11 protein-coding genes and 1 other annotated feature are annotated in these 14,615 nt (G+C 37.4%); of the genes, 1 reads left to right on the top strand and 10 read right to left on the bottom strand.

Annotated features, from left to right (window positions below):
- Positions 1-23: 23 nt before the first annotated feature.
- From ACTYBU_RS10665 to ACTYBU_RS10620, 10 genes are all read right to left on the bottom strand, one after another.
- Positions 24-761, bottom strand: a complete 738-nt coding sequence (locus tag ACTYBU_RS10665; RefSeq protein ID WP_445489563.1) for an electron transfer flavoprotein subunit beta/FixA family protein — start codon at positions 759-761, stop codon at positions 24-26.
- Between the two features lie 15 nt (positions 762-776).
- Positions 777-2,471, bottom strand: coding sequence for a long-chain-fatty-acid--CoA ligase (locus ACTYBU_RS10660; RefSeq protein WP_445489562.1), 1,695 nt, complete (start codon positions 2,469-2,471; stop codon positions 777-779).
- 269 nt (positions 2,472-2,740) lie between these two features.
- Complete coding sequence (locus ACTYBU_RS10655) at positions 2,741-3,148, bottom strand: DUF350 domain-containing protein (RefSeq protein WP_445489560.1); 408 nt, start codon at positions 3,146-3,148, stop codon at positions 2,741-2,743.
- Between the two features lie 38 nt (positions 3,149-3,186).
- A complete protein-coding gene (locus ACTYBU_RS10650) occupies positions 3,187-5,538 on the bottom strand; it encodes an endonuclease MutS2 (RefSeq protein WP_445489558.1) in 2,352 nt (783 codons plus the stop codon).
- Between the two features lie 32 nt (positions 5,539-5,570).
- Positions 5,571-7,295: a DNA polymerase/3'-5' exonuclease PolX gene (polX, locus tag ACTYBU_RS10645; protein ID WP_445489556.1), complete on the bottom strand. Its 1,725-nt coding sequence runs from the start codon at positions 7,293-7,295 to the stop codon at positions 5,571-5,573.
- A 364-nt stretch (positions 7,296-7,659) separates the two neighbouring features.
- Entirely contained in the window at positions 7,660-8,202 is a 543-nt protein-coding gene (locus ACTYBU_RS10640) for a CvpA family protein (protein ID WP_445489554.1), read from the bottom strand.
- Positions 8,203-8,209: 7 nt separating this feature from the next.
- Positions 8,210-8,470, bottom strand: coding sequence for a cell division protein ZapA (gene zapA, locus ACTYBU_RS10635; protein ID WP_445489552.1), 261 nt, complete (start codon positions 8,468-8,470; stop codon positions 8,210-8,212).
- Between the two features lie 501 nt (positions 8,471-8,971).
- Positions 8,972-11,392 (bottom strand): phenylalanine--tRNA ligase subunit beta, encoded by a 2,421-nt coding sequence (gene pheT / locus ACTYBU_RS10630; protein WP_445489550.1) that lies wholly within the window; start codon positions 11,390-11,392, stop codon positions 8,972-8,974.
- Between the two features lie 18 nt (positions 11,393-11,410).
- Complete coding sequence (pheS, locus tag ACTYBU_RS10625) at positions 11,411-12,451, bottom strand: phenylalanine--tRNA ligase subunit alpha (protein ID WP_445489548.1); 1,041 nt, start codon at positions 12,449-12,451, stop codon at positions 11,411-11,413.
- Positions 12,452-12,529: 78 nt separating this feature from the next.
- Positions 12,530-12,774 (bottom strand) — a binding site (T-box leader).
- Between the two features lie 532 nt (positions 12,775-13,306).
- Positions 13,307-14,056, bottom strand: coding sequence for a TrmH family RNA methyltransferase (locus ACTYBU_RS10620; protein WP_445489546.1), 750 nt, complete (start codon positions 14,054-14,056; stop codon positions 13,307-13,309).
- Positions 14,057-14,252: 196 nt separating this feature from the next.
- On the opposite strand from ACTYBU_RS10620, the gene sspI reads away from it, so the two are divergent.
- Positions 14,253-14,459, top strand: a complete 207-nt coding sequence (gene sspI / locus ACTYBU_RS10615) for a small acid-soluble spore protein SspI (RefSeq protein ID WP_445489545.1) — start codon at positions 14,253-14,255, stop codon at positions 14,457-14,459.
- Positions 14,460-14,615 lie beyond the last annotated feature (156 nt).

The following is a 14,615-nucleotide window of genomic DNA, read 5'->3' as shown; positions in this document are numbered from 1 at the left end:
TAATATTCCTCCTTCCCAATTTTTTACAGCCTTTTTTTGATAAGTTGAACGAGGTCGGCTGCTTGTGTTTTGCTGTCTCCTTGTAAAAATATTTTTTGTCTGTCTACAATAGGAAATTGATATTGTACAGAGGTTATCAAAGAAGCTTTATGGAGGGAGGGAGTAACTTTATCTAAGGGTTTTCTTTTTGCTTTCATGATCCCTGCAAGCGTCGGAAGTCTTGGTTCATTTAATCCTTGTGGAACGGTTACTAAAAGTGGCAGCGGACCGTGATAAGTCTCTATTGCATCTGTCGTCTGTTTTTCAACCGTTGCTTTCCCATTTTCTACTGTTAATTTCGATATATTAGTAATAAACGGAATGGTTAATGCTGTTGCAACTCGTGGTCCAACTTGGCCGCTTCCCCCATCCATGGCAAATGCTCCTGCAAGAATGATATCGAATGAAATAGTCTGTATATAGGAAGATAATAGGCTGGCAATAGCTGACGGCTCTTCTTTTGCCTCATTGGCTAGAAGGAGAACGCCAAAGTCTGCTCCGATTGCTAAAGCGAGGCGAAGCTGCTTTTCTGCATTCATTTCTCCTGCTGATACGGCTACGATTGTTCCGCCGTTCTTTTCTTTTAATCGAATGGCTTCTTCTAATGCAATTTCATCAAGGGGATTGATCATATATTGGACATCCCTCTGCACGACTCCATCTTGGACAATAATTTGCTGCTCAGAATCAAATGTTCTCGATAACAGTACGATAATATTCAAGCAATAACCCCTCCTTTACTTCTCAAGATCCTTTTGATTTTGTCTGTCTTCTTCTTTTAATTCTCTTCTTAATATTTTTCCAATTGCTGATTTTGGCAGTTCTGCTCTAAATTCATAGAGCCGCGGCACTTTATAGGAAGCAATTCGTTTTCTCACAAAAGCATTTAAATCGTCCTCCGATACGCTCGCTCCTTTTTTTAATACAATAAATGCTTTTACCGTTTCTCCACGATATGGATCAGCTATACCGACTACTGCTGCTTCTTCCACCGCAGGATGCTCATATAATACTTCTTCCACTTCTCTTGGATAAATATTAAACCCACTAGCAATAATCATATCTTTTTTCCTGTCCACGATATAAAAGTATCCTTTGTCATCCATAAAACTTATATCGCCTGTAAACAGCCAGCCGTTTTTTAATACTTTGTCGGTTTCTTCTGGATTATTCCAATATCCTTTCATCACTTGTGGACCTTTAATAGCCAACTCACCAATTTCCCCTGGAGGAAGCTGTTCACCTGTTTCAGTTGAAAAAATAGCTGCATCTGTTCCTGGCCAAGGCACCCCTATGCTTCCTTTCCTAATTTCATGATCCCAAAGAAAATTAACATGTGTAACTGGAGAAGTTTCCGTTAATCCATACCCTTCCACTAATTTCCCACCTGTTTTTTCTTGAAATCTCCCGATAATTTCTACTGGCAATGGCGCGGATCCGCTTATTGCACCATTAATAGAGGAAAGATCATATTTTTCTATATCTGGGTGGTTTAATAAACCGATATAAATAGTAGGAGCACCAGGGAAAAGGGTAGGCCTTTGTTTATGGATGGTTTTTAACGTAGCCGTTGCATCAAACTTAGGAATCAAAATCATTTTGTAAATTTCCATCATTGATAAAACCATTACGGTCATTAACCCGTATACATGAAACAAAGGCATAATAGCCAGCATTCGCTCTTCCCCTTTTTTCATGCGATACAGCCATTGTCGACACATGGAGGTATTGGAGATTAAATTTTGATGTGACAACATCACTCCTTTAGGAGATCCTGTCGTCCCGCCTGTGTATTGCAAGATTGCAACATCCTCTTCAAAATCAGTTGGATGCTCTATTAATTCTGTATGCTGTTTTTTTAGTATCTTGGATAAATGATGGGTGCCAATCTTTTCATATTGGGGGGGTTCATTTGTTTGTTGTTTTTTTTGTATCATGGGATAGAGGATGTTTTTTGGGAATGGAAGAAAGTCCTGTATTTTCGTGACGATAATATGTTGAAGCTCTGTATCTTTTTTTGCCTGTAGTACACGATTATATAAAAGATCCAATGTAATAAGTATTTTCGCTTCAGAATCTTTTAGCATAAACTGAACTTCTCTTTCTTTATAAAGAGGATTTGTCGGAACTACAATGCCGCCTGCTAAAAGAATGGCATAAAAGCTGATAACCGTTTGGGGCGTATTTGGCAGCATAACGGCTACTCTATCCCCTTTCTGTAATCCCAGCCTTTGTAAATAAGCAGCAAGTGCTAATGCTTTTTTATATAAACATGCAAATGTCCATTCTTTGCCCATAAAATGAATGGCCTTATGCTTCGGATATTCCTTTGCAGCATTTATTAATAGCTGCTGCAGGGTATCTGCGCGGTAATAAGCTTCTTTTGCTATTTGTTTTGGATAAAGGTCCAACCAAGGCTTTTCACGCTGCATGCTAATTCCTCCTTCTTGCTTGTCTATTGTACTAGCATTATATGGCGAAAGAAGCACTTCAGTTATTTAAAATAAGCCTATATTAAAAAAAGGGCGGAATCTCTATGATGTCAAAGCTAACTAATTGTTGCACATCCCGTCATAAAGTGAACCTTCCATTAGTGGAGGTTTTACTGCCCGTTAAAAGTGGGATAAAAAAAATACACGTTTTCCCTTCAATTAATAGAGGGGAAAAACGTGTGTTTTTCTTAAAAATAGTTTCTATGCCATTAAGAAATACCTGAACCAATTACGTAAGATAAACCAATCGAAATAATCATGGAGATTAGTCCTACTGCTCTGTTATCATTTTGGATTTCTTCGTCTATCCGAAATTTTGGAGTTAAAAATTCAAAGATAAAATAACCTACCAGCAGCAATAAAAATCCATATACTCCCCAAACAATCATAGTCAGCAACGAATCATTCTGCATAATGGAATGCCTAAAAATGTTGGCTATGCCAAATATTTTCCCACCGGTTGCCATTGCCACTGCAATATTTCCTCTCTTTATTTCCTCCCAGTTATTATACTTTGTCACCAATTCAAAAATAGCCAAAAATACAACCATGCTTAAAATGACAACACTATAATCGCCAGCTGTTTTTACATATTCATTACCCCAAAAATGATTCATGCACTTTCTCCTCTAACTGTTTTCTATACAATAACGAGTTATTTTAATTCAACGACCGTCACACCACTTCCGCCTTCTCCTGCTTCTCCAAAACGAAGGCTTTTCACCGAACGATGATTTTTTAAATACTCTTGTACACCTGTTCTTAAAGCACCAGTACCTTTTCCATGAATAATCGAAACTCTTGGATATCCTGCAAGCATGCTGTCATCGATATATTTTTCTACTCTTGACAAAGCATTTTCAAATCTTTCTCCACGCAAATCCAATTCTAAGCTTACATGGTAGTCTTTTCCTCTTATCGTTGCTAAAGGTTTTGTTTCCACTACTTTCGGAGCTTTAATAAATTCTAAATCTTTTTCTTTTACTTTCATTTTCATAATCCCAATTTGGACTTGCCATTCTTTATCTGAAATCTTTTCCAGCAGCTGCCCTTTTTGGCCGAAAGTGGTCACTTTTACTTCATCGCCTGGTTGGAAAACATGATTGGTTGTAATGGATGCTTCTCTTCTTTTTACAGCTATTTTAGGAGCCGCATCACTTAATCGTTTTCTTGCATCAATTAATTCATGCTCTTTTATTTCCGCATGTTTTTCAAGCTGCATTTTTCGCAAATCAGCAATGACATTTTCTGCTTCCTGTTTTGCATTTTCAATGATGTCAGCTGCCTGTTTCTTCGCCTTATCTTGCAGAGCTTCTTTTTTCTCGTAATAATCCATCACTTGCTTTTGCAAGTCACGATGAAGCATTTCTGCTTGCTTTAATAAATCCTGCGCTTCCTTGTATTCTTCTTCTGCATGTTTTCTGCTTGATTCTAATGATGCAATCATATTTTCAATTTTATTGCTTTCATCACTTACATGGGCTCTTGCTGTAGCAATTACCTGTTCATTCAAACCTAATCGTTTGCTTATTTCAAAAGCGTTGCTTCTTCCTGGTACTCCGATAAGAAGCTTATAGGTTGGACTTAATGTTTCAACATCAAATTCAACACTTGCATTCATAACACCTTCGCGGTTATAGCCATATGCTTTTAATTCAGGATAATGGGTTGTTGCAATTACTCTTGCGCCGCGGCTGTTTACTTCATCCAATATAGAAATGGCAAGAGCCGCTCCTTCTTGAGGATCCGTTCCTGCACCTAATTCATCAAATAATACAAGGCTATTATGATCTACCTTCTCGAGTATGCTGACAATATTCACCATATGGGAAGAAAATGTACTTAAGGATTGTTCAATGGACTGTTCATCGCCAATATCTGCATAAACAGCATCAAATACACACATCTCCGACCCATCAAGAGCAGGAATCTGTAAACCAGCCTGTGCCATTAATGTGCATAACCCGACAGTTTTTAGTGTTACGGTTTTTCCACCTGTATTCGGTCCTGTAATGACAATGGTCGAAAAGTCATCCCCTAGCATTACATCATTTGCTACTACTACATCAATGGGTATTAATGGATGTCTTGCTTTAAAAAGTGCAATTTTTCCACTGTTATTTATATTCGGCTTCGTTCCTTTTAAGCGATGACCGTATTTTGCTTTCGCAAACATAAAATCAATTTCTGTCAAAACAGCCACAATCTCTAATAGCTCTGTGCTGTAACCTGAAACAAGTGCCGTTAACTGGGTTAATATACGGTCGATTTCCTGCTGTTCTTTCACACGAATTGACTGCAGCTCATTGTTTAGTGTGACAACCGATTGAGGTTCAATAAATAATGTCTGTCCGGAAGCACTTTGATCATGAATAATGCCGCCGTAATTTCCTCTGTATTCTTGTTTAACCGGGATAACAAAACGGTCATTGCGGATCGTAATAATTGCATCGGAAAGCATCTTTGACGCATTGGATGAACGAATCATGCTTTCCAGCTTTTCTCTTACTTTTGCTTCATTTCTCCGCAGTTGAGACCTGAGACTTCGCAATGCCTCGCTTGCACTATCCATTACCATGCCTTGCTCATCTATTGCCATTTTAATTTCTTCTTCTACTTCAGCCAAGACAATTATTTGGTCCGCAAGCTCAGCCAGAATTGGCACCGCTTCTTCTTCATGAAATTCTTCAATAAAGCGTTTCATTTGTCTGCTTGCATGCACCGTTTTTGCAATTTGGTTCAATTCTGCGGGACTCAGCATACCGCCGATGGTAGAACGTTTAACATGTGGGCGGATATCATAAATGCCGCTTAATGGTATATTCCCGCGCATGCGGAATACTTTCGCAGCCTCATCTGTTTCTTCCTGCCAGCGAACTACTTCTTCGTAATTTGTTGAAGGAATGAGTTGTTCTGCTTTCCATTTTCCTAATGACGAAGATACATGTTCCAATAATTGGTTTTTAATTTTATCAAATTCTAATGTTTTTAATGCTCTTTCTTGCATGGAGTTTTCTCCTTTGCTACTTTTCTTTTCTACTATAACTTCCTCTTTTTTTGTAAAAAGTTCAGAAAGTCTTGTTTATCCATCGCGTTTACAACCGTATCTTTTTTTATCCAGCCTTTTTTTGCTGTAGATACTCCAATGCTCATGTTATTTAACTCTTTTGTATGATGTGCATCTGTATTGATGATAATGTTTACCCCTTTTTCTTGGGCCATTTTCACATTCTCTGCATGCAAATCCAACCGGTTTGGGTTGCTGTTAAGCTCTAAAATAGTATTGGTTTCTTTTGCTAATTTGATCAAAGCTGCCATATCCACTTCATAACCGTCTCGTATGCCAATTTTCCTGCCAGTTGGATGTGCTATTATATGGACATATTTATTTTCCATGGCAGTTTTTAATCTCTTCATTATTTTGTCCTTCGATTGGGAAAAAGAAGAATGAATGGATGCAATAACAATGTCTAATTCTGCTAATAAACTGTCATCATAATCTAATGAACCATCTGGTAGAATATCCATTTCTATACCAGCAAGTATGGTAATATCCTCATATTTTTCATTCAGCCGTCTTATTTCTTGAATTTGTTCCCTTAAACGCTCTGGCGTCAATCCATTTGCTACCTTTAAATAGTGAGAATGATCGGTGATTGCCATATATTGATAGCCTCTAGCTCTATTTGCCTCCACCATTTCTTCGATGGAAAAAGCACCATCACTCCAAGTCGAATGCATATGTAGATCGCCTTTTATATCTTCCAAAGAAATAATATGACTATCTTTGCTGTATAATTCTACTTCTTTTCCATCTTCTCTTATCTCAGGTGGAATGAAGGGGAGCTGAAAATGATCATAAAAAGCCTCTTCTGTTGAAAATGTTATGACCTCTTCCGTTTCTACATTTTCCACACCATATTCACTGATTTTTTCTCCCCGCTCTTTCGCTAACTGTCTCATTTTCACATTATGATCTTTTGAACCGGTGAAATGATGAAGTGTCGTCGCAAATTCTGCTTGTGTCACGAGACGAAAATCGACAGAAACATCATATTTTAAGTCTAATATAATACTTACTTTTGTATTGCCTGCACCTGTTATTTCTTTTATTGAAGGAAGTGCTGTTAATTTATTTTTTACTGCGGCTGGATTATCCGTTGCAATAATAAAATCTAAATCTTTGATCGTTTCACGCATCCTTCTTAAACTTCCAGCTCGTGAATATCGATCGATTTCCTCTATTGCATCCAAGTCTTTTTCAATAGAGGCAGCAACGGACAACATATAGGCAATTGGCAGCCTGTCCGGTCTAGATCCTACATTTTGCAAAGCTTCCAGAATCTTTTCTTCTGTTTTTTTTCCAAAACCGCTTAGCTTCTGCACTTCTCCTTGCTCACATGCAGCTTGTAAATCTTCCGCGTTTTGAACAGCGAGCTCTTTATATAGTTTGGCGATTTTTTTTCCGCCTAGTCCAGGCAGCTGCAATAATGGAATCAACCCTTTTGGGACCTCTTCCTTTAGCTCATGAAGTACTGAAGATGTTCCAGTTGAAATAAATTCTTCTATCACTGCAGCCGTTCCCTTGCCGATTCCAGGGAGTGCCGTATAATCGTTTATCTCCGTTAAACTTTTTTCATCATTTTCTAAACTTGCAGCAGCCTTTCGAAAAGCAGAAACTTTAAACGTATTCTCTCCTTTTAACTCCATATATACAGCAATCTGTTCTAATAGACGCACAACTTCTTTTTTGGTTATGTTCATTTTATCACCTGCTTCTATCCATTCATTCTATTAAATGGATTTATTTCACTTAAGCACCATTACTATCATATCATGTTCCACTATTTTTCAATAATAGATTGTATACTTCCAGCTTTTTGCATTAAGAAAAGCGCAAGCGCCCTTGCTCATCGACAGAATAAGCTGGACTGAATCGAGTGAGATAAAAGAAACACGAAGAACGTAGTGATTCGATATTGACTACGCAAGCGAGGTGAGGGAAGCGTTGAAGTCGTTAGGTCGCTGGAGCTAGACACTTGTCAGACTTTAGAAAACTTATACTTTCTTATCTAGTAACAAAAACTCTTCCAGCCTGCATACTTGCCAGAAGAGTTTTATGCCAGCTTTAAGAAGCCATATAATCAAACCAAAGTTCTTTTATTTTCCCAGAAAAATATGGAGTGTTTTCAATTATGCCTGCTGCAATAGTCGATTTATTTAAATGGTCTTGAATAAAGTCAATTGGCATGAGTGCTGCAATATATAATAAAATAAATAGCACTAAATAACTTTCAATCAATCCAAAGATTGCACCAGCCCATGTATTAAGCTGACTTAAAACAGGGAGACTTGCAACAAAATCTATCATACTTCCAAGTATCTGCCAAACTATTTTCACAGCAAAAAAAATCAGCGCAAAAGCAATTGCCCGATAGAATACATCTTCTAAATTTGCATTGCTAAAAAGTGTGGTAATAAAGCTATTTTCTCCTAAATTAGGATATGGAACCCAAAGAGTTAATTTGGTAGAAAATGGTATGTAATATTTGTTTGCCACAATAAATGCCGCAATAAATCCCGTTAAATGAACTACTTGTAAAATTAAACCTCTTTTCAGACCTCTTAACAAACCAAATAATAATAATATAATAATAATAAAATCTAACATGACTTTTTCAGTCCTTTTCTCTTTTTAATTCATTTTCCAGCTGATCCACTCGATCTAATAATTTCACATAATCATTTACTATATTAACAGTTGTTAGTACAGCTAATTTATTTATATCAAGTGATGGATTCTTAGAATTGAGTTCCCGCATTTTTTTATCTACTATAGAGGCAACCAAGCGAACATGGCTTGACGATTCTTCACCTATTATTACATATTGTGTACCATATATTTCAACGCTTGTACGGTTTTTTGGTGTATTTGTCACATTTATGCCTCCAATCTTAAGAATCCTAATCTCTATCATAACATGAACTATTCTTAAGTGGAAAGCCATACCCTTTCAAATTAAGTCGAGGTTTTACAAATTAGGATATTTTTACATTTTTTGGTATATTTTTAATTGGATGCCCCTCACCTTTTTCTATTTATCTTCTTTTTCATTTAATTTTTTTCTATTTTTTCCTTTTTTAATACCATTTTTTTGATTTATCGTTTCTTCGGCTAATCACACTAAATTTCGATATCTATTCTATAAGAAAAGCGCATGCGCCCTTGCTCATCGACGGAAAAAGCTGGACTGAATCGAGTGAGATAAAGGAAACACGAAGAGCGCAAGCGTAGATGTTGACTTATCGTAGACGAGGTGAGGGAAGCGTTGAAGTCGATAGGGCGCTGAAGCTAGACACTTGTCAGACTTCAGAAAACTTATACTTTTGTATCTATTCAAAAAAAAGACTATCTCCCATTTGAGACAGTCCTATTTCTTTTATCCTCTCAGCACAGCCCCAGCTTTATCTTTTACTGCTGCCAATACTTTATCATGTGCTTTTGTTATCATTTCTTCTGTTAATGTTTGTTCTGGATCAAAATATTTTAATGTATAGGCGATGGATTTTTTTCCTTCTTCCATTTTATCGCCTTCATACAAATCAAACACTTGAACTTCTTTTAATAAGGATCCGCCGGCTTCCACAATAATCGCTTGAATATCGCCTGCCAACATCGTTTTGTCCACTACTAATGCAATATCTCTTGTTACAGAAGGGAAGCGTGGAATCATTGTATAGTGAATATCTTCTACATCTGCAGCTAAAAGCTTGCTTAAATTCAATTCAAAGCAATACGTTTCTTTAATATCTAAATCATTTTGAACTTGTGGGTGAACCTGGCCAACAAATCCAATTACTTCGCCATTAAAAAGTATAGTTGCCGTTCTGCCTGGATGCATGCTGTCCATTTCGCCTCTTACAAAACCAACGTGCTCTGCCACACCTAATTTTTGGAATAATCCTTCCAGTACACCTTTCATTACAAAGAAATCAACCGCTTTTTTCTCTCCTTGCCAAAGGTTGGCGCTCCATAAACCAGTTATAGCACCTGCTACATGCTCTCTTTCTTCTGGAAGTTCGTTCTCAGCACCTTCTTTTGCCAAGAAAACAACACCAGTTTCATATACAGAAAGACTGTCATTTTGACGGGCACTGTTATATTTCACCACTTCTAATAATTGCGGAATGATACTTTGACGCAATAGACTGCGTTCTTCACTCATTGGCATGCTTAAACGAACTGGCTTGCGTGCTTCCAATGCAAACTGCTGCACCTTTTTTTCACTTGTTAAAGCATACGTAATGGCTTGATAAAGACCTGCACCTTCTAAATATTTTCGCACCGTGCGGCGTTTTTTCTGATAAGGTGATAACACACCAGGAATGGCTGCACCAACAGGCAAAGTAGTTGGAATATGATCATATCCATAAAGACGCGCCACTTCCTCCGTTAAATCTTCTTCAATGGTAATATCATTTCTTCTTGTTGGAATGGTTACAGTAAATATCGTATCTTCTACTGCTGTTTCAAACTGCAGTCGTGCAAAGATCTCTTTTACTTCATTTATTTCTAAAGAAGTGCCTAATACTTTGTTGATTTTTTCTAATGAGATGGACACAATTTTCGGTTCTTCTGATAATGCTTCAACAGCAGCTTCGCCTTCTAAAACTTCACCGCCAGCATATAAATGCAATAGTTGTGCCGCTCTTTCTGCCGCTGCACGAACACGGTTTGGATCAATGCCTTTTTCATATCTTGCACTTGCTTCACTTCTTAAATTCAATACTTTTGATGATTTACGGATAACGCCGCTGTCAAAATAAGCTGCTTCCAATAATACATTCGTTGTATCAGATCGCACTTCTGAATTTGCTCCGCCCATTACACCTGCAACTGCAACTGCCGTTTCGCCATTTGTAATGACTAAATTATCTTCTGAAAGCACTCGTTTTGCTTCATCTAATGTCACAATTGTTTCGTCTTTTTTCGCTCTTCTTACAAGAATCTCTTTTGATCCTAGACGGTCTAAATCAAATGCATGAAGTGGCTGGCCATATTCTAATAAAATATAATTCGTAATATCCACCACATTATTATGCGGACGAATGCCTGCTGCCATTAATCTTCCTTGCATCCAAAGAGGAGATGGAGCAATTTTTACGTTTTTAATAATTTTTGCTGTATAAACGTGAGCATCTTCCTTATTTTCCACACTCACTTGTACGTAGTCAGATGCTTTTTCATTTGCTGTTGGATATTCTACGCTTGGAAGCTTTACTTCTTTTCCAAGAACAGCTGCCACTTCATACGCAACCCCTAACATGCTTAAGCAATCGGAACGGTTTGGAGTTAAACCTAATTCCAATACTGCATCGTCACGCTGCAAATATTTCAGCGCATCTTGGCCAACTTCAACATCACTTTGGAAAACAAAAATGCCTTCTGAGTAATCTTTTGCTACAAGCTTGCTTTCAATGCCAAGTTCCTGCAATGAACAAATCATTCCATTGGATTCTTCTCCGCGCAGTTTTGCTTTTTTAATTTTGAAATTGCCTGGGAGAACTGCACCAACTTTTGCAACCGCTACTTTTTGGCCTTTATCTACATTCGGTGCTCCGCAAATAATTTGAATAGGTGCTTCCTCGCCGACATCCACTAAACATTTATTCAGTTTGTCAGCATTTGGATGCTGCTCTCTTTCTACGACATAACCGATTACGACATTTTTGATGCCTTCATTTAAAACGTCAACACCTTCTACTTCAATCCCGCTTTTTGTAATTTTATCAGCTAATTCTTGTGGATTAATATCATTTAAATCTACATAATCTTTTAACCATTTATAGGATACTAACATTATTTTTCTCCTCCAACCTTAATATTCCGGTACTGAAAACTGCTTTAAGAAACGAATATCATTTGTATAGAAATGACGAATATCATCAATTCCGTATTTTAGCATTGCGATGCGTTCTGCACCGATTCCAAAAGCAAATCCAGAATATTTTTTTGAATCATAGCCAGCCATTTCCAGTACATTCGGATGAACCATTCCTGCACCTAATACTTCAATCCAGCCAGTTCCTTTACACACACTGCAGCCGCTTCCTTTACAAATGCTGCATGAAATATCTACTTCAACAGATGGTTCAGTAAATGGGAAGAAGCTTGGGCGCAAACGAATCTCTCTCTCTTCTCCAAACATTTTTTTCGCAAATACTTCCAATGTTCCTTTTAAGTCACTCATACGAATATTTTCATCGACTACAAGGCCTTCAATTTGCATAAATTGATGCGAGTGTGTTGCATCATCGTTGTCGCGGCGATACACTTTCCCTGGGCAAATGATTTTTACAGGTCCTTTGCCTTTATGTTTTTCCATTGTACGGGCTTGCACTGGAGAAGTATGCGTTCTTAATAGCAATTCCTCTGTAATATAAAAGGAATCTTGCATATCACGAGCCGGATGATTTTTTGGCAAATTTAATGCTTCAAAATTATAATAGTCAACTTCAACTTCCGGTCCTTCTTCTACTGTATAACCCATTCCAATAAATAAATCTTCTACTTCTTCAATCACTCTCGTTAATGAATGATGGTTTCCAACAGCAATTGGTCGGCCTGGCAAGCTAATATCAATTGTTTCGGCTGCAATTTTCTTTTGTACTTCTGCTTCTTCTAATACTTTTTGTTTCTCTTCTATCTGACTTGTAATTTCATCACGGATAACATTTACTAATGCTCCCATTTTTGGACGTTCTTCAGCAGAAAGTTTGCCCATGCCTTTTAGCACTTCTGTAATAGGTCCTTTTTTTCCAAGATAAGCAATTCGAATATCATTTAATTGTTTCACATTTTCAGCGTTTGAAATGCTTTGTAAGGCTTCAGCCTGCAGTTCTTTTAATTTTGCTTCCACATTGTTTCCTCCTTAAACGATTTGCATGATATAGCAGCAAGTTTTGGTTTTTTGGCAATAAAAAAAACCTCTCCCTAAAAAAGGGACGAGGTTTTGTATTCGCGGTACCACCCTAATTAACTTAATATTAAACATTAAGTTCACTTCATTTGGATAACGGTCTTATTCAACCGGTACATCTTTACATTTCAACTTTCGAAATGGTCCCGATGCCAACTCAGGAGGTGAACTTCATTTATCTTTTTGATAAAAATGCTTTCAGTCTAAGGCATTTTCTCCCTTTATCAAAGCAATAAACTACTTTTCTCCGTCTTTGTTTTTATTCATGCAATTTGCCATTAATTATAGTATATTTTTTCGCTATTTTCAAATGCATTCTTTTTATTTTTTTAGCTGGTTATGCTACCCTGAAAAAAGGGTTCCGCAGCCGACATATACTTTGCTTTCCATGGGGCGGGCGCCGAGCCTCCTCGGAGCTTTGCTCCTGCGGGGTCTCGTCTGTCCCGCTAATCCCATAGGAGTCTTCGTATATGCCGGCTGCTCCTTGCTATAAAATAGGGAGACTGCTTTTTTCATGCGCCATGGGGCGAATTTTATTAGCATGGATGTCTACCCTGAAAAATAAAGACCGCAGTCAGAATACACTTCGCTTTCCACGGGGCGGGCGCCGAGCCTCCTCGGAGCTTTGCTCCTGTGGGGTCTCGCCTTTCCCGCTAATCTAAGCAGGAGTCTTCGTGTATTCTGACTACTCTGTGCTGTAAATAGTGGAAGCTGCTTCTTTTCATACCCCAAGGTGCAAATTAAATTTTTTTTGCATGGGTGTCTACCTAAATGATTAGTAAATAGTTTATCCGATTAATTAAAATGATATAACAAAATACCCGCAGCCACTGCCACATTCAACGATTCACTTTTTCCGTATATAGGAATGTATAAATTGCCATCTGTTTTTTCAAGCACTTCTTTGCTAACTCCATTGCCTTCATTTCCCATTATAAGACAAAAACCTTGCTGTTTGCGTTCCACTTCTCGATAATCTTTTCCGTTTTCAAGAGCAGTTCCAAATACAGGAATGCTTTTTTCTTTAAGAATAGCGATAAAATCGGAAATATTTTGTTTTACTATAGGCAAATGAAAATGGCTTCCTTGGGCAGAGCGAACCACCTTTGGGTTATAAATATCTACTGTTCCTTCTCCAATGATTACGGCGTCGATTCCTGCAGCATCTGCTGTACGGATAATCGTTCCTAAATTGCCTGGATCCTGCACTTTGTCTAATGCAATAAACGTTTTTCCTGATTGAACTACCGATTTATTCTCCATTTGCTTGCAGACAGCTACAATTCCCTGCGGTGTTTCTGTATCGGTCAATTGCTCAATAATTTCTTTTGTCACCATCGTAACTGGTATATCTCTATAATCCCAACCAGGTAAATCAATTTCTTCCGAAATGATTAAATCAAGTATAGCATCTGCTTTAAATGCTTCTTCCACAAGATGAAATCCTTCTACAAGAAATGTCCCTGTTTTATCGCGTTCTTTTTTGCTTAATCGTTTTTTCCACTCTTTTACTTGAGGGTTTTTAACGGATTGTATATGCTTCAACTTTTTCTCCTCACTTTTACTATGCACTTTCTACTTAATCATTTCTCTTATAATTAAGCAGGTCAACATTTTTACACTAATATTTATTATAACGCAACAGAAATACATAATAAACGGTAAAGGAGAAATGCTATAATAGGATGTTTTTTATAAGCATTCACTGTAGAATTTAATTTTAGAAGGGAGCACGCAGAAAATGAATTTAAATTTACGTAATGCGATCATCCATAATGTTTCCGGGAATTCTCAAGATGAGTTAAAAGGCACGATTGTGGATGCTATTCAAAATGGGGAAGAAAAAATGCTTCCTGGACTTGGTGTTCTTTTCGAAATCATCTGGAAAAATTCCTCTGAAACAGATCAAGCGGAAATGCTGCAAACGCTTGAAACCAGCTTGAAATAAAGTAAACTTCCATAAGTGAAGATTTTTCTTTGCTTATGGAATATGTTCTTCCCCATATAATTTCCCATCACAAATAATTTTTTGAAACTTTCTTTCTACCTTTTCCGTACTACTTTTATCAAGGATTGCATTCTCTTTTTACTTATGTACAAATTG

The sequence above is a fragment of the Niallia sp. 03133 genome, assembly GCF_052663225.1.
This window is presented reverse-complemented; position numbering and strand designations above follow the sequence as displayed.

Excerpts from the sequence above, each read along its gene's own strand:
- ACTYBU_RS10655 (WP_445489560.1), bottom strand. The coding sequence starts at position 3,148 with ATGAATCATTTTTGGGGTAATGAATATGTAAAAACAGCTGGCGATTAT.
- ACTYBU_RS10650 (WP_445489558.1), bottom strand. The coding sequence starts at position 5,538 with ATGCAAGAAAGAGCATTAAAAACATTAGAATTTGATAAAATTAAAAAC.
- pheT (WP_445489550.1), bottom strand. The coding sequence starts at position 11,392 with ATGTTAGTATCCTATAAATGGTTAAAAGATTATGTAGATTTAAATGAT.
- polX (WP_445489556.1), bottom strand. The coding sequence starts at position 7,295 with ATGAACATAACCAAAAAAGAAGTTGTGCGTCTATTAGAACAGATTGCT.
- ACTYBU_RS10660 (WP_445489562.1), bottom strand. The coding sequence starts at position 2,471 with ATGCAGCGTGAAAAGCCTTGGTTGGACCTTTATCCAAAACAAATAGCA.
- sspI (WP_445489545.1), top strand. The coding sequence starts at position 14,253 with ATGAATTTAAATTTACGTAATGCGATCATCCATAATGTTTCCGGGAAT.
- ACTYBU_RS10640 (WP_445489554.1), bottom strand. The coding sequence starts at position 8,202 with ATGTTAGATTTTATTATTATTATATTATTATTATTTGGTTTGTTAAGA.